Source organism: Kosakonia sp. BYX6 (assembly GCF_038449125.1).
Classification (GTDB): domain Bacteria; phylum Pseudomonadota; class Gammaproteobacteria; order Enterobacterales; family Enterobacteriaceae; genus Kosakonia; species Kosakonia calanthes.
In genome coordinates this window covers 344,208-365,724 of the sequence record NZ_CP151800.1, presented here as the reverse complement: position 1 = coordinate 365,724, position 21,517 = coordinate 344,208, and the positions used below count along the sequence as shown (strand labels likewise).

The 21,517-nt window shown below is 55.1% G+C and carries 23 protein-coding genes; 8 read left to right on the top strand and 15 right to left on the bottom strand.

The window, feature by feature from the left end; all coding sequences use genetic code 11:
• Nucleotides 1-29: 29 nt before the first annotated feature.
• Nucleotides 30-1,139, bottom strand: a complete 1,110-nt coding sequence (gene livK / locus AAEY27_RS01525) for a high-affinity branched-chain amino acid ABC transporter substrate-binding protein LivK (protein WP_342323207.1) — start codon at nucleotides 1,137-1,139, stop codon at nucleotides 30-32.
• Nucleotides 1,140-1,566: 427 nt separating this feature from the next.
• Between livK and panM the strand changes: the two genes are divergently transcribed.
• The gene (panM, locus tag AAEY27_RS01520) at nucleotides 1,567-1,950 is read left to right on the top strand and encodes an aspartate 1-decarboxylase autocleavage activator PanM (RefSeq protein ID WP_342323206.1); all 384 of its coding nucleotides are present in this window, start codon (nucleotides 1,567-1,569) and stop codon (nucleotides 1,948-1,950) included.
• A 122-nt stretch (nucleotides 1,951-2,072) separates the two neighbouring features.
• Here panM and AAEY27_RS01515 read toward each other — a convergent pair whose 3' ends face one another.
• The 6 genes from AAEY27_RS01515 to ftsY all read right to left on the bottom strand — a co-directional run bounded on the left by AAEY27_RS01515 (nucleotide 2,073) and on the right by ftsY (nucleotide 9,148).
• Nucleotides 2,073-3,176 carry a branched-chain amino acid ABC transporter substrate-binding protein gene (locus AAEY27_RS01515; protein ID WP_342323205.1) on the bottom strand — a complete coding sequence of 368 codons (1,104 nt, stop codon included), beginning with the start codon at nucleotides 3,174-3,176 and terminating at the stop codon, nucleotides 2,073-2,075.
• A gap of 241 nt (nucleotides 3,177-3,417) precedes the next feature.
• On the bottom strand, nucleotides 3,418-4,683 hold the full coding sequence (locus AAEY27_RS01510; protein ID WP_342323204.1) for a 4-aminobutyrate--2-oxoglutarate transaminase: 1,266 nt from the start codon (nucleotides 4,681-4,683) through the stop codon (nucleotides 3,418-3,420).
• 223 nt (nucleotides 4,684-4,906) lie between these two features.
• Nucleotides 4,907-5,764 carry an RNA polymerase sigma factor RpoH gene (gene rpoH / locus AAEY27_RS01505; protein WP_342323203.1) on the bottom strand — a complete coding sequence of 286 codons (858 nt, stop codon included), beginning with the start codon at nucleotides 5,762-5,764 and terminating at the stop codon, nucleotides 4,907-4,909.
• 267 nt (nucleotides 5,765-6,031) lie between these two features.
• The gene (gene ftsX, locus AAEY27_RS01500; RefSeq protein WP_342323202.1) at nucleotides 6,032-7,090 is read right to left on the bottom strand and encodes a permease-like cell division protein FtsX; all 1,059 of its coding nucleotides are present in this window, start codon (nucleotides 7,088-7,090) and stop codon (nucleotides 6,032-6,034) included.
• On the bottom strand, nucleotides 7,083-7,751 hold the full coding sequence (ftsE, locus tag AAEY27_RS01495; protein ID WP_342323201.1) for a cell division ATP-binding protein FtsE: 669 nt from the start codon (nucleotides 7,749-7,751) through the stop codon (nucleotides 7,083-7,085). Before ftsE ends, ftsX begins: the two co-directional genes overlap by 8 nt.
• Before the next feature lie 2 nt (nucleotides 7,752-7,753).
• Nucleotides 7,754-9,148, bottom strand: coding sequence for a signal recognition particle-docking protein FtsY (gene ftsY, locus AAEY27_RS01490; RefSeq protein ID WP_342323200.1), 1,395 nt, complete (start codon nucleotides 9,146-9,148; stop codon nucleotides 7,754-7,756).
• A 190-nt stretch (nucleotides 9,149-9,338) separates the two neighbouring features.
• Between ftsY and rsmD the strand changes: the two genes are divergently transcribed.
• The 4 genes from rsmD (at nucleotide 9,339) to zntA (ending at nucleotide 13,244) form a co-directional block, all read left to right on the top strand.
• On the top strand, nucleotides 9,339-9,941 hold the full coding sequence (gene rsmD / locus AAEY27_RS01485; protein WP_342323199.1) for a 16S rRNA (guanine(966)-N(2))-methyltransferase: 603 nt from the start codon (nucleotides 9,339-9,341) through the stop codon (nucleotides 9,939-9,941).
• Nucleotides 9,931-10,200 (top strand): DUF1145 family protein, encoded by a 270-nt coding sequence (locus tag AAEY27_RS01480; RefSeq protein WP_342325431.1) that lies wholly within the window; start codon nucleotides 9,931-9,933, stop codon nucleotides 10,198-10,200. Before rsmD ends, AAEY27_RS01480 begins: the two co-directional genes overlap by 11 nt.
• Nucleotides 10,201-10,322: 122 nt before the next feature.
• The gene (locus AAEY27_RS01475; RefSeq protein WP_342323198.1) at nucleotides 10,323-10,949 is read left to right on the top strand and encodes a lysoplasmalogenase; all 627 of its coding nucleotides are present in this window, start codon (nucleotides 10,323-10,325) and stop codon (nucleotides 10,947-10,949) included.
• Between the two features lie 75 nt (nucleotides 10,950-11,024).
• Nucleotides 11,025-13,244, top strand: coding sequence for a Zn(II)/Cd(II)/Pb(II) translocating P-type ATPase ZntA (gene zntA / locus AAEY27_RS01470; protein ID WP_342323197.1), 2,220 nt, complete (start codon nucleotides 11,025-11,027; stop codon nucleotides 13,242-13,244).
• Here the strand turns inward: zntA and tusA are convergent.
• The gene (gene tusA, locus AAEY27_RS01465) at nucleotides 13,241-13,486 is read right to left on the bottom strand and encodes a sulfurtransferase TusA (RefSeq protein WP_342323196.1); all 246 of its coding nucleotides are present in this window, start codon (nucleotides 13,484-13,486) and stop codon (nucleotides 13,241-13,243) included. The genes zntA and tusA overlap by 4 nt on opposite strands.
• A gap of 188 nt (nucleotides 13,487-13,674) precedes the next feature.
• Here tusA and AAEY27_RS01460 point away from each other — a divergent pair, with 188 nt between their 5' ends.
• Nucleotides 13,675-14,340, top strand: coding sequence for a 7-cyano-7-deazaguanine/7-aminomethyl-7-deazaguanine transporter (locus AAEY27_RS01460; protein WP_342323195.1), 666 nt, complete (start codon nucleotides 13,675-13,677; stop codon nucleotides 14,338-14,340).
• Nucleotides 14,341-14,412: 72 nt separating this feature from the next.
• On the top strand, nucleotides 14,413-14,970 hold the full coding sequence (locus AAEY27_RS01455) for a DcrB family lipoprotein (protein WP_342323194.1): 558 nt from the start codon (nucleotides 14,413-14,415) through the stop codon (nucleotides 14,968-14,970).
• Nucleotides 14,971-15,072: 102 nt separating this feature from the next.
• Here the strand turns inward: AAEY27_RS01455 and AAEY27_RS01450 are convergent, their stop codons facing one another.
• The 3 genes from AAEY27_RS01450 to AAEY27_RS01440 form a co-directional block, all read right to left on the bottom strand.
• On the bottom strand, nucleotides 15,073-15,390 hold the full coding sequence (locus AAEY27_RS01450; RefSeq protein ID WP_342323193.1) for a helix-turn-helix domain-containing protein: 318 nt from the start codon (nucleotides 15,388-15,390) through the stop codon (nucleotides 15,073-15,075).
• Nucleotides 15,383-15,772, bottom strand: coding sequence for a type II toxin-antitoxin system RelE/ParE family toxin (locus tag AAEY27_RS01445; protein ID WP_342323192.1), 390 nt, complete (start codon nucleotides 15,770-15,772; stop codon nucleotides 15,383-15,385). The genes AAEY27_RS01450 and AAEY27_RS01445 overlap by 8 nt, the downstream gene beginning before the upstream one ends.
• A gap of 87 nt (nucleotides 15,773-15,859) precedes the next feature.
• Nucleotides 15,860-17,059 carry an MFS transporter gene (locus AAEY27_RS01440; protein ID WP_342323191.1) on the bottom strand — a complete coding sequence of 400 codons (1,200 nt, stop codon included), beginning with the start codon at nucleotides 17,057-17,059 and terminating at the stop codon, nucleotides 15,860-15,862.
• 146 nt (nucleotides 17,060-17,205) lie between these two features.
• On the opposite strand from AAEY27_RS01440, the gene AAEY27_RS01435 reads away from it, so the two are divergent.
• Entirely contained in the window at nucleotides 17,206-18,255 is a 1,050-nt protein-coding gene (locus tag AAEY27_RS01435; RefSeq protein WP_342323190.1) for an AI-2E family transporter, read from the top strand.
• Here AAEY27_RS01435 and arnF read toward each other — a convergent pair.
• Genes arnF through arnD form a run of 4 tightly spaced genes read right to left on the bottom strand, consistent with a single transcriptional unit; the run spans nucleotide 18,252 to nucleotide 21,515 of the window.
• Nucleotides 18,252-18,638 carry a 4-amino-4-deoxy-L-arabinose-phosphoundecaprenol flippase subunit ArnF gene (arnF, locus tag AAEY27_RS01430; RefSeq protein ID WP_342323189.1) on the bottom strand — a complete coding sequence of 129 codons (387 nt, stop codon included), beginning with the start codon at nucleotides 18,636-18,638 and terminating at the stop codon, nucleotides 18,252-18,254. The two genes, AAEY27_RS01435 and arnF, sit on opposite strands and share 4 nt — an antisense overlap.
• On the bottom strand, nucleotides 18,635-18,973 hold the full coding sequence (gene arnE, locus AAEY27_RS01425) for a 4-amino-4-deoxy-L-arabinose-phosphoundecaprenol flippase subunit ArnE (protein WP_342323188.1): 339 nt from the start codon (nucleotides 18,971-18,973) through the stop codon (nucleotides 18,635-18,637). The genes arnF and arnE overlap by 4 nt, the downstream gene beginning before the upstream one ends.
• On the bottom strand, nucleotides 18,970-20,616 hold the full coding sequence (arnT, locus tag AAEY27_RS01420; protein ID WP_342325429.1) for a lipid IV(A) 4-amino-4-deoxy-L-arabinosyltransferase: 1,647 nt from the start codon (nucleotides 20,614-20,616) through the stop codon (nucleotides 18,970-18,972). Before arnT ends, arnE begins: the two co-directional genes overlap by 4 nt.
• Nucleotides 20,613-21,515, bottom strand: coding sequence for a 4-deoxy-4-formamido-L-arabinose-phosphoundecaprenol deformylase (arnD, locus tag AAEY27_RS01415; protein ID WP_342323187.1), 903 nt, complete (start codon nucleotides 21,513-21,515; stop codon nucleotides 20,613-20,615). The genes arnT and arnD overlap by 4 nt, the downstream gene beginning before the upstream one ends.
• Between the last annotated feature and the right edge of the window lie 2 nt (nucleotides 21,516-21,517).

Genomic DNA, 21,517 nt, shown 5'->3' with positions numbered 1-21,517 from the left:
AACGTTGCGCCCGGAGAGAGGGATGACAGTTATTTCGCCACGGAAGACGAACCATCGGCGTGCCATTGGAAGACACCAAATTCAAATCCCTTCAGATCGCCTTTTTCATCCCAGTTCAGCGGCCCTATAACGGTTTTAGCCCCGTTGGCTTTTAAATCTTTGATAAGCGCCAGCGGCTCACTGCTGCCGGTGCGTTCCAGCGCGGTCGCCAACGACTGCACAGCGGCGTAAGTGATCCACACATACGGGCCGCTCGGATCTTTCTTCTGTGCTTTCAGCGTATTAACAATACTCTGATTCGCCGGATCCTGGTCATAGCGCTTCGGCATGGTAACCAGCATACCTTCGGCGGCATCGCCCGCGATATTCGACAGCGAAGCGTTACCGACGCCTTCCGGCCCCATAAATTGGGTTTTCAGACCACTGGCGCGCGCCTGGCGCAGCATTTGTCCCATCTCCGGGTAATAACCACCGTAGTAGACAAAATCGATATTTTCTTTTTTCAAGCGCGCAACGAGTGCAGAAAAATCTTTCTCACCCGCGGTGATGCCGTCGAAGAACACCACATTCGCGTTGCCAGCTTTCAGCCCTTCCTGTACGGAACGCGCCAGGCCTTCGCCATACTGCTGCTTATCATGAATGATCGCGATGCGCTGCGGTTTCACCGTGTTGAGAATGTATTTCGCGGCGGTCGGCCCTTGGGAGGAGTCCAGCCCTGCGGTGCGCATAATGTGTTGATAACCGCGCTGGGTCAGTTCCGGGTTGGTCGCGCCGGGCGTGATCATCAGAATGCCTTCGTCTTCGTAGATATCGGAAGCGGGCTGTGTGGATGATGAGCAGAGATGACCAATGACATATTGCACGCCGTCGTTAACGATTTTGTTGGCGACGGCAACGGCTTGTTTCGGGTCACAGGCGTCGTCATATTCTACGGCGACCAGTTTGTCGCCTTTGACTCCGCCTTTGGCGTTGATATCTGCGATAGCCTGGCGCGCACCGTTGAATTCCATATCGCCCCATTGAGCAACCGGACCGGACATCGCACCCACAACCGCAACCTTAATATCCTTTGCCATGGCCGCGTGAGACATCGCAAGTGCAACCATTCCCGCGATAAATGTCTTCGCGTTCCTTTTCATTCGATTTGATCCCCATTCGTGATGTTGTGTGAATATTTTGTTTTTTTATGGTTAAAAAGCATTCTGTACTTTTAATGCACAACGCTGTTTTTCCCTGTGCCTTTAATGGTTTAGCGTAGTCTTTTGGCAAAAACCACATTAAATCCTCTATTTTTCAGGCGATTAAGCAGAGATAATATTCTGTATTTAATCCGAGATAAACAAAAAAAGTCCCGATATCAGCATAAAATAACGGGACTTAAAGCGGAATAAAACGCTACCAATTAGGTTAAAATGCTGCCTGTTTTTCGATCTCCAACGTTTCACGCTAGCCGAGCGGCTGCGATAAAACTATTCGCCTGTTGAATCAAAAATAAAAATCTCTCCGTCCCTGCTATGCGAAATTGATTACACTCACACTATGTTTCGCGTTTTGGACAAGCTGTACATGAAATTGACGATTATCCGACTGGTGAACTTCACCGAGCAGGATCAGATTGATTTGGCAAAAGTCTGGCCGGAGTACTCCCCCGCGTCTCTTGAGGTAGACGACACGCACCGGATTTACGCGGCACGCTTTAACGATCGCTTGCTGGCGGCCGTTCGCGTAACGTTACGCGGCACTGAAGGCGCGCTGGATTCACTGCGTGTACGCGATGTCACCCGTCGTCGCGGTGTGGGGAAATATTTAGTGGAAGAAGTAATGCGTGATAACCCGGCCATCACCAGTTGGTGGATAACCGATGTCGGCGTGGAAGACAGAAGTGTGATGGCCGCTTTTACTCAAGTATTGGGTTTTACGGCGCAGAAAAACGGCTGGGAAAAACGCTAAAAAAATGCCGGGTGACGGCTTCGCCTTATCCGGCCTACGACGCTGAACGTAGGCCGGTTATTCAAATCCCTAACCACGAATGTAGGCCGGATAAGCGTTAGCGCCATCCGGCATAACATCAGTTACTTGGCATCAGTTGCAGTGCCGTTCGCATGCCACGTAAACACACCAAACTCAAACCCTTTCAGGTCGCCCTTCTCATCCCAGGACAACGGCCCCATAACGGTATCCACGGTGTGGCCTTTCAGGTAAGTCGCGATTTCTGTCGGATCATCAGACTGGTTCAGACCAGCGGCCAGCGATTGCAGCGCGGCGTAGGTGGTCCACACGAATGCGCCGCTCGGATCCTGTTTCTTGCCTTTGATCGCGTCCACAATCGGTTTGTTCGCCGGAACCTGATCGTAGTTCTTCGGCTTGGTGACCAGCATGCCTTCCGCTGATTCACCCGCGATGTTGGACAGCGAAACGTTCGCCACACCTTCTGGCCCCATGAATTTGGTTTTCAGGCCCGCAGCGCGAGACTGGCGCAGGATCTGGCCCATTTCCGGGTGGTAGCCACCGTAATAAACAAAATCGATATTCTCTTTCTTCAGACGCGCCACCAGCGTAGAGAAATCTTTCTCGCCTGCGGTGATACCGTCAAAGAACACCACATTCGCGCCGCCTTTTTTCAGGCCATCCTGCACGGCACGCGCCAGACCTTCACCATACTGCTGTTTGTCGTGAATAACCGCGATGCGCTGCGGTTTCACGCTGTCCAGAATGTATTTCGCGGCGGTCGGGCCCTGGTCGGAATCCAGGCCGGTCGTGCGCAGCGTCAGTTTGTAACCACGCGCGGTCAGCTCAGGCGCTGTCGCAGCAGGCGTGATCATCAGAATACCTTCGTCTTCGTAGATATCAGACGCAGGCTGAGTAGAAGAGGAGCACAGGTGACCGATAACATATTTGATGCCGTCGTTGACCACTTTGTTTGCTACTGCAACCGCTTGTTTCGGGTCACAGGCATCGTCATATTTCACCGCAACCAGTTTGTCGCCTTTGATGCCGCCCTTCGCATTGATGTCTGCGATAGCCTGCGCAGCACCAGTAAATTCCTGGTCACCATACTGCGCAACCGGACCGGACATAGCACCAACAACGGCAACTTTAATATCTTTGGCGAATGCCACGTTGCTCATTGCTAACGCAATACATCCTGCCAGTAACGCTTTGCCCTTCATTTTCATCCTGATATTCCCCATTGTTATGGTTTTTGCATTTGTTGTGATGTTGTTGTGTGGCACATTGTTTCGCTTATCATCATAAGCAAAGAATATGATAGTCGTTATTAGCCATATTGCCCGTGCCTGAGCAGCATAGTCTGCTAAAACATACCCCATTTTTTGGAATATGGAATAGCAATTTTGAAGGTTGTGCGACAGAGAGATGACACAAAGTCAGAAAGCCGCCCATAAGGCGGCTGAATAATTAGCGGGTCAGCGACTGGTGGATAATATCCAGCGCTTTTCGGAATTGAACTTCCGGAATGGTCAAAGGATAGAGGAAACGGATGACGTTGCCGTAAACGCCGCAACTGAGTAACAACAGCCCGGCTGCCAGCGCTTTGTCCTGAACTTGCCTGGTAAATTCCGGTGATGGCGCGCCAGTTTGCGGATCGTTAAACTCCACCGCCACCATCGAACCCTGCGCGCGGATTTCCGCGATATATGGACATTGCGCTTTGGCATGGGTCAACACCTCAACCAAGTGTTTGCCCAATTGGTTGGCGCGTTCGCACAGGTTTTCTTCTTCGATAACATCAAGCACTGCATGCGCCGCCGCGACCGCCAGCGGGTTACCCGCATAGGTGCCGCCAAGCCCGCCCGGCGCAGGCGCATCCATCACGTCCGCACGCCCGGCAACAGCCGACAGCGGCAAACCACCCGCAAGGCTTTTTGCCATGGTGATCAGATCCGGCTTCACATCGTAATACTCGCTGGCAAACAGTTTGCCGGTACGGGCAAAACCGCTCTGCACTTCATCAATGATCAACAGAATGCCGTGGTCATCGCACAGCTTACGCAGCGCTTGCATAAAATCTGCCGGCGCCACGTTGAAACCGCCTTCGCCCTGTACCGGCTCCAGCAAAATGGCCGCGACTTGATCCACCGCGATATCCGCTTTAAAGATCCGCTCCAGGCTTTTCATCGCGTCGTCAGTGCTGACACCGTGCAGTGCATTCGGGTATTGCGCGTGGTAAATCGAACCGGGAAACGGGCCGAAGCCGATTTTGTATGGCGCAACTTTGCCTGTCAGTGCCATGGTCATAAATGTACGGCCGTGGAAACCGCCGCCGAAGGTGATAATGCCGGGACGTTTGGTGTAGGCGCGGGCGATTTTGACGGCATTTTCCACCGCTTCCGCACCCGTTGAGAAGAAAGCGGTTTTCGCCGGACCTTCGACCGGAACGCGTTCGTTAATGCGCTCGGCCAGTGAAACATAGCTTTCGTAAGGAACAATTTGGTACGCGGTATGTGTGAATGCCTGGAGTTGTTTTTCTACCGCCGCCATCACTTTCGGATGCCGATGCCCGGTGTTGAGTACCGCAATCCCGGCGGCGAAATCGATGACCTCGTTGCCTTCCACATCCCATAGCGTGGCGTTTTCCGCTTTCTCAGCGTAAAAACCACACATCACCCCAATCCCGCGCGGCGTCGCCTGTAAACGGCGCTGATGTAATTCGTTATTTTTCACCTTATTGTCCCCTGTCTGTGTGTGCCCGCATACCAAGTATATAGCGCCTTTGGCAATGCGCTGTTTCACTCAGTCTCGCGCAAGCGGAAGCTCTCCGACAGGACAGCTTTACTCTCGCGATGTGACAGAAGCCAGAAGGCTAAAAGATTATTTTCGGCAGGATAAATCAGGCAACAAAAAGCCGGGTGAGCTTGCGCTGACCCGGCTTAGTTACTGCAAACGCTTACGCTTCAATAGCGGCGCGCAGTTTTTTCATCGCGTTCTTTTCGAGCTGTCGCACACGTTCGGCAGAAACGCCGTAACGGTCGGCCAGTTCTTGTAGCGTGGACTTGTTATCTTCGTCCAGCCAACGGGCGCGGATGATTTGTTGGCTACGTTCATCGAGCCCTTTCATCGCATCAGTCAGCTTATTGGCCGCCTGCTCTTCCCAGTTATCATCTTCAATGCCATCGGCAAAGTTAGACGATTTATCCTGTAAGTAGAGCACCGGTGCCATCGGCTGGCTGTCCTGCGCATCGTCGTCAGAAGACATATCGAAAGTCATGTCCTGAGCCGCCATACGCGATTCCATTTCACGCACATCTTTGCTGGTTACGCCCAGTTCGCGAGCAACCATTTCCACTTCATCCTGGTTAAACCAGCCTAAACGCTGCTTGGCTTTGCGCAGGTTAAAGAACAGCTTACGCTGTGCTTTGGTGGTCGCGACTTTTACGATACGCCAGTTGCGCAACACATACTCGTGGATCTCAGCCTTGATCCAGTGCACGGCGAAGGAAACCAGACGCACACCGACTTCAGGGTTGAAGCGACGTACGGCTTTCATCAGGCCGATATTTCCTTCCTGGATGAGATCCGCCTGCGGCAGACCATAGCCCGAGTAGTTACGAGCAATATGAACAACAAAGCGCAGGTGAGACAGAATCAGCTTTTTCGCTGCTTCCAGATCGCCCTGGTAATGCAGCTTTTCAGCCAGTGCCCGCTCTTCATCAGCCGTCAACATCGGCCATGCGTTAGCGGCCCGGACGTAAGATTCCAGGTTGCCAACAGGGGCTAAAGCTAAAGTTTGCATTTCTTTGGTCATTCAAATCCTCTCAATTCACTTTCGACTGGCGGCGGTCTGTCCCCATCAGGCAACAAACATGCCAGCGCTTTTGAGCAACGAGAATAGCATTCACAGTTTTATCAGACAGTGATTTTATCCACAAGTTCCCTGTCGGGTTGTGAATAAATTACGCACAAATTGTGACATAAGGATGATAAACCGAAGCAAGGAACGTCAGAAGTGGTAGTACGCTTTCCCTGCAACGGGAATACTTCACGTGCAGAGAAAGAGTATACCAAAGATTTTTTAATCCGGAGTAAAGTGACGTAAATGTTGAACGGTCGCCAGCCAGGCCGCGATCCAACCAATCATTGAGCATACTAATAGCAGCAGCAGACATTCGTCGAACGACAACCCGCTTAGCTCAAACTGCGTACCGAACACCTTAGCCACTTCCGTTACCGCGGATGACAAGCGCATTACCAGAATCTCGGACAAAATCAACGACAGGAACGCGCCAGAGAAACCCAGCAGTGCACCGCCATACAGGAAGGGGCGCAGGATAAATCCATCCGTGGCGCCAATCAGTTTCTGCACATTAATGCTGTCGCGACGCGCAAAAATACTCAGCCGCACGCTGTTGCCGATCACCAGGAACACGGCGGCAACCATCAATACGCCAATCATTGCGGAGACGCGCCCCACCAGCCCGGTCAACGATGCCAGACGCGCAAACCAGCTGTCGTCCATGCGCACTTCATCAATACCTTGAATTCGGGTGATGCGATCGCGCAGCGTATTCAATGAATCCGTGCTCTGGAAATCGAGTTTTGGCACCACAACCGCCACGGCAGGCAGCGGGTTTTCCTCCAGCATATCTAACGCGCCGCCAAAACCAGACCAGTTGCGAAACTCGCCGAGCGCATCTTCGCGGGAAAGATAATTGACCTTTTCCACGCCCTGTTCGGACTGAAGCTGCCCAACAACCTGCTGAGCGGCGTTGTCATCCAGCGCTTTGTCGAAATAGACGGTGATTTGCGGCGACGGATAATACTGCGATGCCGCCTGATTAACGTTTTTGTAAACCATGTAGCAAACGCTTGGCAGCGTCAGGGAAATGGCGATAACCATCACCGTCAGGAACGTCGCCAGCGGTTTGCTTTTCAGATCCTGTAATGCGCCATGCCAGGCATAACGCACTTGTTCGTTAAAGACATTGGTTTTACGCGAAGGCGCGCGAGTCACCGCTTTGCTACGGCGAGGCGCGCTGCGATTGCCATCGCCCGAGGACGATGACGGTTTACGAAAACGGTCAAATCGATTGCCGAATTGCCGAATGTGGTTTAGTGCGTCGCGCTTATTCACCCGCCAGGCCTCCATGCAAATGGCCGTCGCTCAGGCTCAGCATGCGGTACGAACGACGGGAAATCAGCCCCAGATCGTGCGTCGCCATCAGCACCGTCACCCCAACGCGGTTAAACTCCTCAAACAGACGTAAAATCCCTTCAGACAATGCGTCATCCAGGTTACCGGTCGGTTCATCCGCCAACAAAACCGCTGGCTTATTCACGACCGCGCGGGCAATGCCAACGCGCTGTTGTTCACCGCCGGAAAGTTGGATCGGGAAGCTTTTCGCTTTGTCGAGCAGCCCGACTTTATCCAGCGCCGCCGACACGCGACGGCGGATGTCGTCACCGCTTGCGCCCGCGATGATCAGCGGGATCGCCACGTTATCGAACACCGTCCTGTCCATCAACAGATGGTGATCCTGGAAAATCATGCCAATTTGCCGGCGCAAAAACGGCACTTCCCGGTTTTTCAGGCGGGTAATATCATGGCCGCTGAACAGGATTTTCCCGGCACTTGGCCGTTCAATCCCACAGATAAGCTTCAGCAGGGTACTTTTCCCCGCGCCGGAATGCCCGGTCAGAAAGGCCATCTCGCCCTGTTGCAGGTGGAAAGTTACCCCCTGCAACGCTTGTCTCCCACCGAGATAGGCTTTGCTGACATGTTCAAAGCGAATCATTGTTAATCCTCTCGGGCAAAAAGCGCCTCTATAAAATCGCCCGCGTTAAACGGACGCAAATCCTCTATACGTTCGCCGACACCAATGTAGCGGATAGGAATGCCAAACTGATCCGCCACTGAGAAAATAACGCCGCCTTTCGCGGTGCCGTCAAGCTTGGTCAGCGTAATACCGGTCAAACTTACCGCTTCGTGGAACAGTTTGGCCTGGCTTATCGCATTTTGCCCGGTGCTGGCATCGATAGTGAGCATCACTTCATGCGGCGCGTCTTCGTCCAGCTTCTTCATCACACGCACAATTTTTTTCAGCTCTTCCATCAGGTGCGCTTTGTTTTGCAGACGACCGGCGGTATCTGCAATCAGCACATCCACATTGCGCGCTTTCGCCGCCTGGATAGCATCAAAAATGACCGAGGCGGAATCCGCACCGGTATGCTGAGCAATCACCGGAATGTCGTTGCGCTGGCCCCAAACCTGAAGCTGCTCAACCGCCGCCGCGCGAAAGGTATCGCCCGCCGCCAACATTACCGATTTGCCCTGCTGTTCAAATTGACGCGCCAGCTTACCAATGGTAGTGGTTTTACCCACGCCATTAACACCGACCATCAAAATAACAAACGGGGTTTTGCCTTCAATATTCAGCGGCTCATCCACTTTCGCGAGGATATCGCTCATCTCATCTTTTAGCAGACCGTACAACGCTTCGGCGTCACGCAGTTGCTTGCGGCTCGCGCCTTCCGTCAAATTGGTGATGATTTTGCGCGTGGTTTCCACGCCGACATCGGCAATCAGCAGTTGCTCTTCCAACTCTTCAAACAGATCATCGTCGATCTTTTTGCCGCGGAACAGACTGATAAATCCGGAACCGAGATTTTCTTTGGTTTTCAGAAGACTACGTTTTAAACGCGCAAAGAAACCCTCTTTAGTCGGTTTCTCTTGCTCTTGTGCTGTCTCTTCCTCCGGCACAACCATCACCGCTTCTTCTGCGGCTTCAGCGGCCAACGCCTGCGCGTCCAGCTCTTCGTCGCTCAGCGGCGCGTCTTCTTCATAAACCAGCTCTTCTAGCGGTTCAGCTTCTGCCAACCACTCTTCCGCGCCAGGTTCCTGCTCGATAACCTCTTCCGGCAGCGGCAGCTCTTCATGCTCAATGGCAACAGGTGTTTCTTCAACAACAACCGCTTCCGGTTCCGGCTGCACCTCTTCTTCGTGCGCCAGTTGTTCGCTGACTTCAACAACCTCTTCGGCGAATTTTTCGCTGTCGGCAACAGGTTCAACAACCGGTGTTTCTTCAACCGGCTGTTCTGTCACATTTTGCTGTTCAGATTGCGCCTCATCGGCCTGCTCTTTCTGCCCAAAGCCCAGCCAGGAAAAAAAGCCACGTTTCTTTTCATTTGCCATTGGCGACCACACTCCTCGCTGTTGATTCTATGGCGCAGCCTGTTCGCTCGACCAGGACTGAAATCATTTGTGAATTAGTCGGATAGTCTACCACTTTCCTGAACGCGCATCACGGCCTGAGGATTAGGGTTTAACGTCACTCATCAGACCGCTAGAATAGCAGGCCGAAATGATGAGCAAAGCGATGACAATGAAGAAACCCAACCGTGCAGCCAGCGGGCAAATACGTATTATTGGCGGGCAGTGGCGGGGCCGAAAATTACCGGTTCCCGACAGCCCTGGCCTGCGCCCGACCACCGATCGTGTGCGTGAAACCTTATTTAACTGGCTGGCACCGTCAATGGTCGACGCCCACTGCCTTGATTGCTTCGCCGGAAGCGGCGCATTAGGGCTGGAAGCGCTTTCCCGCTACGCCGCCAGCGCGACCTTGTTAGAAATGGAACGCAGCGTCGCACAACAGTTACAGCAGAATCTGGCGACGCTAAAAGTCAGCAATGCAAAAGTGGTTAACACCAATACGCTGACCTTTTTAGCCGGAACAGGCACGCCGCACAGCATTGTGTTTATCGATCCGCCGTTTCGCAAAGGCATGCTGGAAGAGACCGTGCGTTTGCTGGAAAACAACGGCTGGCTCGCGGATGACGCGCTAGTCTATATAGAAAGCGAAGTTGAAAATGGCTTACCGCCAGTGCCTGCGCACTGGCAATTACACCGGGAAAAAGTCGCGGGCCAGGTGGCGTATCGTTTGTATCACCGCGAAGCACAAGGAGAGAAGCATGCCGCTGCTGATTAATTTGGGGCGTCTGATGATGCTCTGTATCTGGGCCTTTCTGATTTTAAATCTGATCAAACCGTTTCCACGCCCGTTGAATATTTTCGTTAATGTCGCCCTCGTCTTTACCGTGTTTATGCACGCGTTGCAGGCCACCATGCTGAAAACCGCGCTGCCGAAAGACGGCCCGCAAATGAGCAAAGCCGAGCAGATTCGCGTTTTCCTGTTCGGTGTTTTTGAGCTGCTTATCTGGCAGAAAAAGCTGAAAGCGAAGAAGTAAGCCAGTCAGAAAAAGCGGAATTGCGCCACTAAAGGGGGAGATTGCATTGTCATCCCCCTTTTCTCGCCACTACACTGAGTAAGTGAGATTTACGCAACAATAACAGATACAGGGACTTAATTATGCTGTGGTCATTTATTGCTGTCTGCTTTTCCGGTTGGTTATATGTCGACGCTTCGTACCGCGGCCCGGTCTGGCAACGTTGGGTTTTTAAACCCGTCACCCTTTTGCTCCTGCTGTTACTGGCCTGGCAAGCACCCATGTTCGACGCCATCAGCTACCTGGTGTTAGCGGGTCTGTGCGCTTCACTGGTTGGCGACGCGCTCACCCTTCTGCCACGGCAAAAACTGCTGTACGCCATCGGGGCTTTTTTCCTCGCCCACTTGCTCTACACCATCTATTTCGCCAGCCAAATGACGCTCACCTTCTTCTGGCCGTTGCCAGTTATCTTGCTGATTGTCGGTGCGCTGCTGCTGGGGGTTATCTGGACGCGACTTGAAGAGTTGCGCATGGCGGTCTGCACGTTTGTCGCCATGACATTAGTGATGGTGTGGCTGGCGGGGGAATTGTGGTTCTTCCGACCCACCGGCCAGGCGCTGTCGGCATTTATTGGCACCGCGCTGCTGCTTATCGGCAACATTGTTTGGTTGGGCAGCCATTACCGTAAACGCTTTAGCGCTGATAACGCGATTTCCTCCGCCTGCTATTTTGCCGGGCACTTTCTGATCGTCCGTTCGCTGTATATTTAAAAGGCTTGACTCTGGAGTCGACTCCAGAGTGCATACTCCGGTTAATGAGAAAATTATCATTCACCGGAGGATGCGATGACCGCTCCCACCCCCTCACCCAATAATAAAAAAGCCCCGCAATTCGCGGCGGTCAAACTGCGTCCCGTCGAAGAAAAAAAAGCGCCGTGCTGCGCCGACGATTGCGGCGAAACCCGTGTCACGCCGGAAATCACCACCACGGGCGAGCGCTTTAGCTGGTTTGTTTCCGGTATGGATTGCGCTGCCTGCGCCCGCAAAGTGGAAAACGCAGTGCGCCAGGTGGACGGTGTCGCGCAGGTGCAGGTCGCTTTCGCCACCGAAAAGCTGATTGTCGTGGCGCAAAACGATGTACGTGAGCACGTGGAACGCGCCGTGCAGCAAGCGGGTTACCAGTTGCGCAGTGAAAACAGTACGCCTGCTCCCGCCCCGTCCCGCCTACGTGAAAACCTGCCGATCATCTTGCTCATAGTGATGATGGCGCTGAGCTGGGCACTGGAGCAATTCAACCATCCCTTCGGCCAGGCGGCATTTATCGCCACCACGCTGGTCGGCTTGTGGCCCATCGCCCGCCAGGCGTTGCGGCTGATGAAAAGCGGCAGTTGGTTCGCCATTGAGACCTTGATGAGCGTGGCGGCCATCGGCGCGCTGTTTATTGGTGCCACCGCCGAAGCCGCAATGGTGTTGCTGCTGTTTTTGATTGGCGAGCGCCTTGAAGGCTGGGCGGCCAGCCGCGCACGTCGCGGTGTGAGCGCGTTGATGGCGCTGAAACCGGATACCGCCACGCGCCTGCGCAACGGCGATCGCCAGACGGTTGCCGCAAGCCAATTGCAGCCAGGCGACACCATTGAAGTGCCGGCCGGTGGCCGTTTACCGGCGGATGGCCGCCTGCTGTCGGCTTTTGCCAGTTTTGACGAAAGCGCGTTGACTGGAGAATCCGTGCCGGTCGATCGCAGCGCGGGTGAGAACGTCCCGGCCGGAGCCACCAGCGTTGATCGGCTGGTTCAGCTTGAAGTGGTTTCCAAACCGGGCGAAAGCGCCATCGATCGCATCCTGAAATTGATTGAAGAAGCCGAAGAGCGCCGCGCACCGATCGCGCGTTTTATCGATCGCTTTAGCCGGATCTACACCCCGGCGATAATGGCCGTGGCGCTGCTGGTGGCGGTGGTTCCGCCGTTGCTGTTCTCCGCAAGCTGGCTTGAGTGGATTTATAAAGGGCTGGCATTGCTGTTGATTGGCTGCCCGTGCGCACTGGTGATTTCCACCCCGGCGGCCATCACGTCCGGGCTTGCTGCGGCGGCACGGCGCGGAGCGCTGATCAAAGGCGGTGCCGCGCTGGAGCAACTCGGCAGCATCCAGCAGGTAGCGTTTGATAAAACCGGTACGCTGACAATTGGCAAGCCGCAAGTGGCGGCTATCACCCCCTTCGCAGGCATGGAAGAAGCAGAATTGCTGGCGCTGAGTGCCGCGGTTGAACAAGGTTCCACACACCCGCTGGCGATGGCGATCGTGCAGGAAGCCCAGCGCCGCGCGCTCACTATTCCACACGCTGAGGATCAACGCGCGCTGGCCGGAAAAGGCATTGAAGCACAGATCGACGGGCGCCAAATCCGCATTAGCGCGCCCGAAAAACTGCCTGAAGGCGTGCTGGATAGCAGCATGCTGGCGAACATTAATCAGCAGGAAAACCACGGTCAGACGGTAGTGGTGGTTCAGCGAGACAATGAGGTCATCGGCACGCTGGCGTTGCAGGACACCTTGCGTGATGACGCCAAAGCGGCGGTGGCTGAACTGCATGCGCTCGGCGTCCAGGGTGTGATCCTGACGGGCGATAACCCGCGGGCAGCGGCGGCGATTGCCCATGAACTGGGGCTGGATTTTCGCGCCGGATTGCTGCCGGAAGATAAAGTGGCGGCCGTGCGCACGCTTAATGAGCAGGCACCGCTGGCGATGGTCGGCGATGGCATCAACGATGCCCCGGCGATGAAAGCGTCGACAATCGGGATTGCGATGGGCAGTGGCACGGATGTCGCGCTGGAAACCGCCGATGCGGCGTTAACCCATAACCGGCTGACCGGTCTGGGGCAGATGATCCGCCTGGCGCGCGCCACGCACCGCAACATTCGCCAGAACATCACTCTCGCGCTGGGGTTGAAAGCGGTCTTTTTGGTGACAACGCTGTTGGGAATGACTGGTCTGTGGCTGGCGGTGCTGGCGGATACGGGCGCAACGGTGCTGGTGACAGCCAACGCGCTGCGCCTGTTACGCAGCAAAGATTAGTGCGTTTTACGCACTAAATAACGATACGGCAGAGATTCGGTTTGTCCGGCGACCAGCTCATGTTCCATAAAACGGCAAAAGCCGGGAATATCGCGGGTGGTTGCCGGATCGTCGGCGATAATCAGTACAGTTTCGCCAATTTGCATATTACGCACGGTTTTGCGCACCATCATCACCGGCTCCGGGCAGCGTAAACCCTGGGCATCCAGCGTGTGGTCGGCGGTGGAAAACGGATCGGTCATCTTCATCTCGCAAGGGAAAAAACCGCATTAGTTTACGCTGCCTGTTTTGCGACGCAAGCAAGGTTAACGATTGCGCTAAAATTAGCCATTGCATCCCTTTCGGATTGCAGTATCATGCGGCGGCTTCTGCGCAGCAGAGCATGAAAAGTACTGGGTTCCCTCACCCCATTTACCAAAAAGGCCACAATATGACGCAGTTTTCGCAATCGCAGCGCACAAAGGCGCTGTTCTGGCTTTCGCTTTTCCACCTGCTGGTGATTATCTCCAGCAACTATCTGGTGCAGCTCCCGGTCGCCATTTTTGGTTTTCACACCACCTGGGGTGCATTCAGTTTCCCGTTTATCTTCCTGGCAACGGATTTAACCGTGCGAATTTTCGGCGCACCACTGGCCCGACGGATTATTTTCGCGGTGATGGTTCCTGCCTTGCTGGCGTCCTACGTGATTTCATCGCTGTTCTACATGGGCAGTTGGCAGGGTTTTGGCGCGCTCGCGCATTTCAACCTGTTCGTGGCGCGTATCGCCACCGCCAGCTTTATGGCCTATGCGTTAGGGCAGATCCTCGATGTGCACGTGTTTAACCGCCTGCGCCAGAACCGCCGCTGGTGGCTGGCGCCTGCCGCTTCCACCGTCTTTGGTAATGCCAGCGACACCGCCGCGTTCTTCTTCATTGCTTTCTGGCGCAGCCCGGATGCGTTTATGGCGCAGCACTGGACGGAAATCGCGCTGGTGGATTACAGCTTCAAAGTGCTTATCAGCATTGCGTTCTTCCTGCCGATGTACGGTGTGTTGTTGAATATGCTGCTGAAAAGGCTGGCAGACAAATCTGAAATCTCCGCATTGCAGGCCGGTTAAAGGTACGCTCAGGTAGATGTGATAAGATGCAGCGCTTAGCCGTTATGGCTGTTTATTGAAAGGAAGAAGTCAATGCGCAATCTGGTGAAATACGTTGGTATTGGCCTGCTGGTAATGGGGCTGGCTGCCTGTGATAACAGCGACAGCAAAAAGCCTGCTCAGGCTGCCGCGCCTGAAAGCAACGCAACCGGCCAGCCGGTCACTCTGCTCGACGGTAAACTCAGTTTCTCGCTGCCTGCGGACATGACCGATCAGAGCGGCAAACTGGGTACGCAATCCAACAATATGCACGTCTATTCCGATCCTACCGGCCAGAAAGCGGTGATTGTGATTGTCGGCGACAACACGCAAGAAGATCTGAGTGCGCTGGCAAAACGTCTGGAAGATCAGCAACGCAGCCGCGACCCGCAGTTGCAGGTGGTGACCAACAAATCCATTGAACTGAAAGGCCAAACGCTGCAACAGCTCGACAGCATTATCTCCGCCAAAGGTCAGACCGCGTGGTCTTCCGTGGTGCTGGGTAAAGTCGATAACAAGCTGCTGACCATTCAGGTAACGCTGCCGGCTGATAACCAGCAACAAGCGCAGACCGCCGCGGAAAACATCATTAACACCATCGTGGTGAAATAACACCGCGCCGTATATGAAAGAAAAGGGAACCTTCGGGTTCCCTTTTTATTGCAGGATGGCATGGGCCCAGTAGATGCTGCGCCACCGGAGGCAGAATGTGTATTAGCTAAGGAATATAGCCGGGCCTTTGGCCTCGATTGTGTTCAGGATGCGCAACGCAGCATTGTTAGGCTTGCTTTCATTACGTTCCCACTTCGAGACACTTTCGACCGACATCCCAACGGTACGCGCCAGCGCCGCTTGTGACATTTTCCAGCGGGCGCGAACCTGCTTAATTTGTACTCCTGTCATCGGGCGCACCTGGGGGATATTCCGCGCATCTGTCATTTCATCAATAGCCGCAACGGTTTCATCTTGCACAACCCCCAGCGTGTTATAGCGTTTTGCCATACTCTGAATGCGTTTCAGATGGTCACTCATGACAGTTCACCTCAATCAAATTCTTACTGGTTAACAGCCGTTCCAGCGTCTCCGCTGACATAGAGATAAAATCTTTTGCGATAGCGCAATACGCGTCGATTTCATCATCTTCAAGCTCTTTCCCTTTCTTTTTAGAAAGCTCACTTTTTACATAAATATCGAAGAAAAAAAGATTCTCGCCTTTATGAAAAAAAACGATAGCCCGCGCGCCATCACGAGAACTCACCGCAGGTAAAGCGATACGTTTTTTGTAGGTATATTTTCCAAGCTTGTCACCAGGCAAACCCGCGATAATCGCGGATGCTGCTTTGCATAAGGTCTTATCACTGATGCGTACTCGCCTGCGTTCCTTGTCAAACTCCACCGTGAGGTAGATGCCCATAGATTCCTTTCTCTCATCCTGTACCCGTAACGGCGACTATAGTCTTCCTTACGGATTTGAACAAGAATTGTACATCACGTTCGCAGATTATTCGCCCACCACCACCGGCCTCTGTTTTAACCGCCAGGCCAGCAGCAGTGCGATCGCCACCAGGCCTGCCGCCGCGAGGTAAATCATTGACACACCGGCCCACGCCATCAACAAGCCTGCCAGCGGCCCGGTCACACCCAGCGACAAATCCATAAACACCGTATAGGTCGCCAGCGCAGAACCCTGGTTATGTTGCGGCACGGCTTTCACCGCCACCACGCCTAATGCCGGGAACACCAGCGAGAAACCGGCGCCAGTCAAGAACACGCCCAGTTTTGCCATCCACGGATCAACCGCCAGGCCCACCAGCACCAAACCGAACGTTTCCACCACAAAGCACAGCATCGCCACATTCAGGCCGCCGAAGCGGTTGATTCCATTGGGGAACAGTAAACGCGTGCCGACAAACGCGACGCTAAACAGCGTCAGGGCAAAAGCCGCGCCTTCCCAACCTTTGGCATCGTAATAGAGCGTAATAAACGTGGCGATCACGCCAAAACCCGCCGAGCCAAGCGCCAGCGCCATGCCGTACAGCCAGACACGCCCCAGCACGGCGCGAAACGGCAGCGGTTTACCTTTGCTGGCTTTCACCGCCGCGCGTGGCAGCGCGAGTAACACCGCCAGCAGCGCAACGACCATGATCGTCAGCGACAAACCGTGCAAGCCGCCGTAGTGATAACAGAGCACGCCAAGCGGCGCGCCAAGCGCCATTGCGCCGTAGGTGGCAATCCCGTTCCACGAAATCACGCGACCAATATGAATCGACCCGACAACGCCCACGCCCCAGAGCGTTGCGCCAGTTCCGGCAAAACTCTGCCCGATACCTAAAATCACCCGCCCGAGGCACAACAGCACCAGGCTTAACAGGCCGGAGCCTTCGCCGATGCCCGCCAGCAAATAACACAACCCGCTGAGAAACGCGCCGCACAAGCCGAAGATCACCACTTTTTTCGGCCCCAGCAAATCGGCATAACGCCCGGCATGCGGTCGGCTGAGCAGCGTGGCGAAATATTGCAGGCTGATAACCAACCCGGCCCAGAACGCGCTATAACCCAGGACATCATGAACATAGCCGGGGAGCACCGCCAGCGGCAGGCCGATGGTGAGGTAACTGGCGAAGTTGAAAATGACGACGGACAAAATCCGCAGATTGAGGCGCAATCCGCTAAGCGCCGGTTCGGCGGCGTTTTCAGGCATGAAGTTTTACTCAGATTTTCACAACAGTGTTTCACTATTACCACGTCATGGCGCAGAAATCAGCATTCACTTTAAGAATATCTCTGTCGGGCGAAGACCCCGCGGGGCACTACACTTAGCTGGCAAGATGACAAAAGGAATTTACCATGACACACCCTCAGCCAGATCAGGCGGGTTTACACATACTTCTGAAATTAGCGGCGTTAGTGATTATTCTCGCCGGGATCCACGCGGCGGCCGACATCATTGTGCAGCTTTTACTGGCGCTCTTTTTCGCCATCATCCTTAACCCACTGGTGACGTGGTTTCTGCGCCGGGGCATCAAACGCCCGGTCGCCATTGCCATCGTTGTATTGGTGATGCTGATATTTCTCACCGCCTTGCTTGGGGTGCTGGCTGCTTCGATCAACGACTTTATGACCTTGTTGCCGAAGTACAACCGCGAATTTACGCGCAAGTTTATTCAGTTCCAGGATGCATTGCCGTTCCTCAAGCTGCATATGTCGCCGGAGCGCATGCTGCAACGCATGGATTCGGAAAGGATGATGAGCTTTGCCACCACCATGGCGACGCAGTTGTCGAACGCGATGGCCAGCGTGGTGTTACTGGTGATGACCGTGGTGTTTATGCTGTTTGAAGTGCGCCACGTTCCTTACAAAATGCGTTTCGCCCTCAATAACCCGCAAATTCACATTGCCGGTTTGCACCGCGCGTTAAAAGGCGTTTCCCATTATCTGGCGCTCAAAACATTGCTCAGCGTATGGACCGGGGTGATTGTCTGGCTGGGGCTGGTATTGCTGGATGTGCAGTTCGCGCTGATGTGGGGCGTGCTGGCGTTTCTGCTGAACTATGTGCCGAACATTGGTTCGGTGATTTCCGCCATTCCGCCGATGATCCAGGCCCTGCTGTTCAACGGCACTTATGAGTGCTTGCTGGTCGGCGCGCTGTTCCTGGTGGTGCATATGCTTATCGGCAACATTCTTGAACCGCGCATGATGGGCCATCGCCTCGGCATGTCGACGCTGGTGGTGTTTTTATCCTTGTTGGTTTGGGGCTGGTTGCTCGGCCCGGTAGGCATGCTGCTGTCCGTGCCGCTCACCAGCGTGTGTAAAATCTGGATGGAAACCACCGTCGGCGGCAACAAACTGGCGATCCTGCTTGGACCAGGCCGGCCGAAAAAACGGCTGCCGGGCTAAGGTTTTGACCGGGCGGGCAGAAATATAACCAGCACGCCCGCCACAATCATCAGCACGCCAAGCCCGCCGCGCAGGGAGAAGGGTTCGCGCCATCCGGGAAGCCAGATGGCGGCGGCCCACACTGCAATATAACTGAGGCTGAGCAGCGCATAGGCTTTGCTGAGCGGCAAACGGTGCAACGCCACATACCAACAGCCCATCGACGCGAGATAGCCCACCAAACCAAACAGCAGCGCCAATGTGCCTTTTTGCGGCTGTAACAGCGCAGTAAAAAAAGCGTGCGGGAGCGTCACGGGCGGCAGCGACACCATCGCGTAACGCAAAAGCAGTTGCGCGGCGCTGACCAGCACAACGCTGAGTAACGCCCAGTGCAGCCCCTTCATAGCGAACTCCCCAGCAGCATAATGCCGAAAATGATCAACCCCACGCCCAACCCATGGCGAACCGTGACGCGCTCATGCCAGATAAAGCGCGCCGCCAGCGTCACCCAAACAAAATTCAGGCTCAGCATCGGGTACGCCACGCCCACGGGAATGCGCTGTAACACCAGCAGCCACAGCACCATCCCCGCGCCGAGCGCCATCAGCGCCAGCGTTAACCACACACCAACGTGCCTGCCGCGATGCCGGGCCTGCGCCGGGTGCGTCGCCTGTTTCTGACACAACTGCCCCAAACAGCTCAGCAAGCTTGCCAGGACTAACCAGCTCCAGCTGGTCATTGCGGATAATATTGAATTAAGACCATACGCCCCTGCACATAGACATTATCCGGTTTCGGGATCGGCATGCGGATAAAGTCATCCTGTTTAGACTGATGCAGCACCAGTGAAACCACGCCTTGCTGGCGATGCGCTGCCAGCCAGTCGGTAAAATCGCCTTTAGTAACAAACCTGTTTTGCCCGCCGGGATAAGCCAGCCCGTAAGCAAGCTCGCCGCGCGAGCCGAACAGCATGATATCCGCACGTTTTAGCTGCCAGGCGAGCCCGAAAGCGACGCCGGGGTTATCCGCCAACACATAACGGCTGGGTGCCAGCGAGTCCCAGGCAAAGTTGATCAAAAACTGCGGCTGTTTCGAATCCATCACTTTATCCGGGATGGAAACCCCCACCACCAGCGCGAGTGCCAATGGGCATAAGGCGGCAAGCGACCAACGCTCCGCACTCGCGTTGAGGGTATACAGCCCCACCAACGCCCACATCAGAAAAGCAAAAGCCGCCAATGCCGCTTTATACTCTTCGATGGGCAGCCACACCGGGTGTTTCGTCACACCCCACGGCGACACCAGCAGCGCGGCAATCATCCCCGCCACGCCAACGGCAATATTGATACCCGCATTGATGCGCAGTGCCCACCCCTTTGTGGGCTCGACCGAGAGCGCGTAGCGCGCCATCAATATTGCCAGAGGCGCAAAGCACGGCAAAATATAGGTCGGTAATTTTCCCTTTGAGATGCTGAAAAACAGCAGCGGCATCACCACCCAGCCCAGCAGATAAAACGCGTCATTGCGCGCCCGCCAACCGGTTTTGAAAGCGCCTGGCAGCAGCGCCAGCCACGGCAGCGAACCGGCAATCAGGAATGGCAAGTAGTACCAGAACGGCGCTTTGTGCTGCGCATTCTGCTCGGCGAAACGCTGAATATGCTCGACCCAGAAGAAGTAGCGCCAGAAATCCGGCTCGCGCGCAGCAATCGCCAGCCCCCACGGCAACACTGTCAGCACACAGGCGGCAACTGCCAGCCAGCCCCACAGCAGCACCGTTTTCCAGCGTTTTTGCGCGATCGTCCACGGCAGTACGCCAAGCACCGGCACCGCCAGCGCCAGAAATCCTTTGGTCATCACCCCCATCCCGCAGGCAATCCCCAAAACTAACCAACCGGCGAATTTGCCCCGCAGCGTAGTGGCCTGCACAGCCTGCCAGAAGCTGAACATTGCCAGCGTCATCCACAAGGTGATCATCGGGTCCAGCACCGCATAAGTGCCGATGCCGTAAACCAAAAACGCGGTAAGGAAGATAACGCCCGACAGCACCGCCGTGCGTTTATCGCGCCACATTTTCCACGCCAGCCCGCCGACTAACAGGGCAGAAACGGCAATGGAGAAGACCGAGCCAAACCGCACCGCGAAGTTGCTGTGACCAAACAGCCACTGGGCAAGGGTATTGATCCAGTACCCGGCAATCGGTTTTTCAAAATAACGCAGCCCCAGCAAATGCGGCACCACCCAATCACCGCTTTGCAGCATCTCACGGCTGATTTCCGCATAACGCGTTTCATCCGGCTGCCAGAGCAAGCGGTATTCCAGCGGAACCAGGTAATAAAGGGCGAAAAGCGCCACCAGCGACAAAACATAGTGCAGAGACTTCATAAACCCGGACTCAACAGTTGTTGGCAACCCAGCCAGCCTTCGCGGCCAACCACTTCGCCGCGCACCACTTTGCCTGGCGGCAGCGTACTGACATCATCTGGCAACAACTGGCTCAGCGGGCAAAAAGAGATGTTTTCGCGCGCGGCCAGGCTCAACAATTCGTCAAACCCTTCCGCGCCAATAATCCCCTCCACTTCCGCGTGGATGGTGTAGACCGACGTACCGCGATCCCGGTGCATACGATCGAGAATAAACCGGTTGTACTGCCCGGCGCTGACCGACGTGCCAACGGCTTCATCCCAGGTGGGAAGCGTGACCGGGATCTGCGGAGCCGCAAACGTGTTTTCGGTCAGTTGCGGGCGAAACGGCTGGCTGCCGCGACAATCGCTGTTGTAGTGAAAATTGAAGGCGGATTTGGCTTTCACCACGCGCTGATCGGCGCGCCAGCCCGCCGCTGCGGAGCAGGTGACAGCGCGGCCAATAATGGACTCCAGCGTCAGCAAACCGCGTTCGATCTCCGCCTCCAGATGCGCCTGATCCCACACACCACTCCAGCGCTGCCAGCCGTGGTGATCCCAGGCGTGCAGCCCGACTTCGTGCGCCAGCGCCGTTGCGCGGATCACGTCGGCGTTCCCTTCGCCGATAAGCCGCCCCGGCCAGGCGGTTCCGGCCAGCAAAATGTCCCAACCGTAAAGCGAGGCCGCACGCGAACGCAGCATCTTCCATAAGAATTTCGGCTTCAGCAGACGCCAAATGTGCCGGCCCATGTTGTCCGGGCCGACGCTAAAGAAAAAGCTCGCCTGAATGTGATGCTTTTCCAGCAGTTGCAGCAGGCGCGGCACCCCGTCGCGCGTGCCGCGAAAGGTATCGATATCAATGCGTAAGCCGACCTGTTTCATGC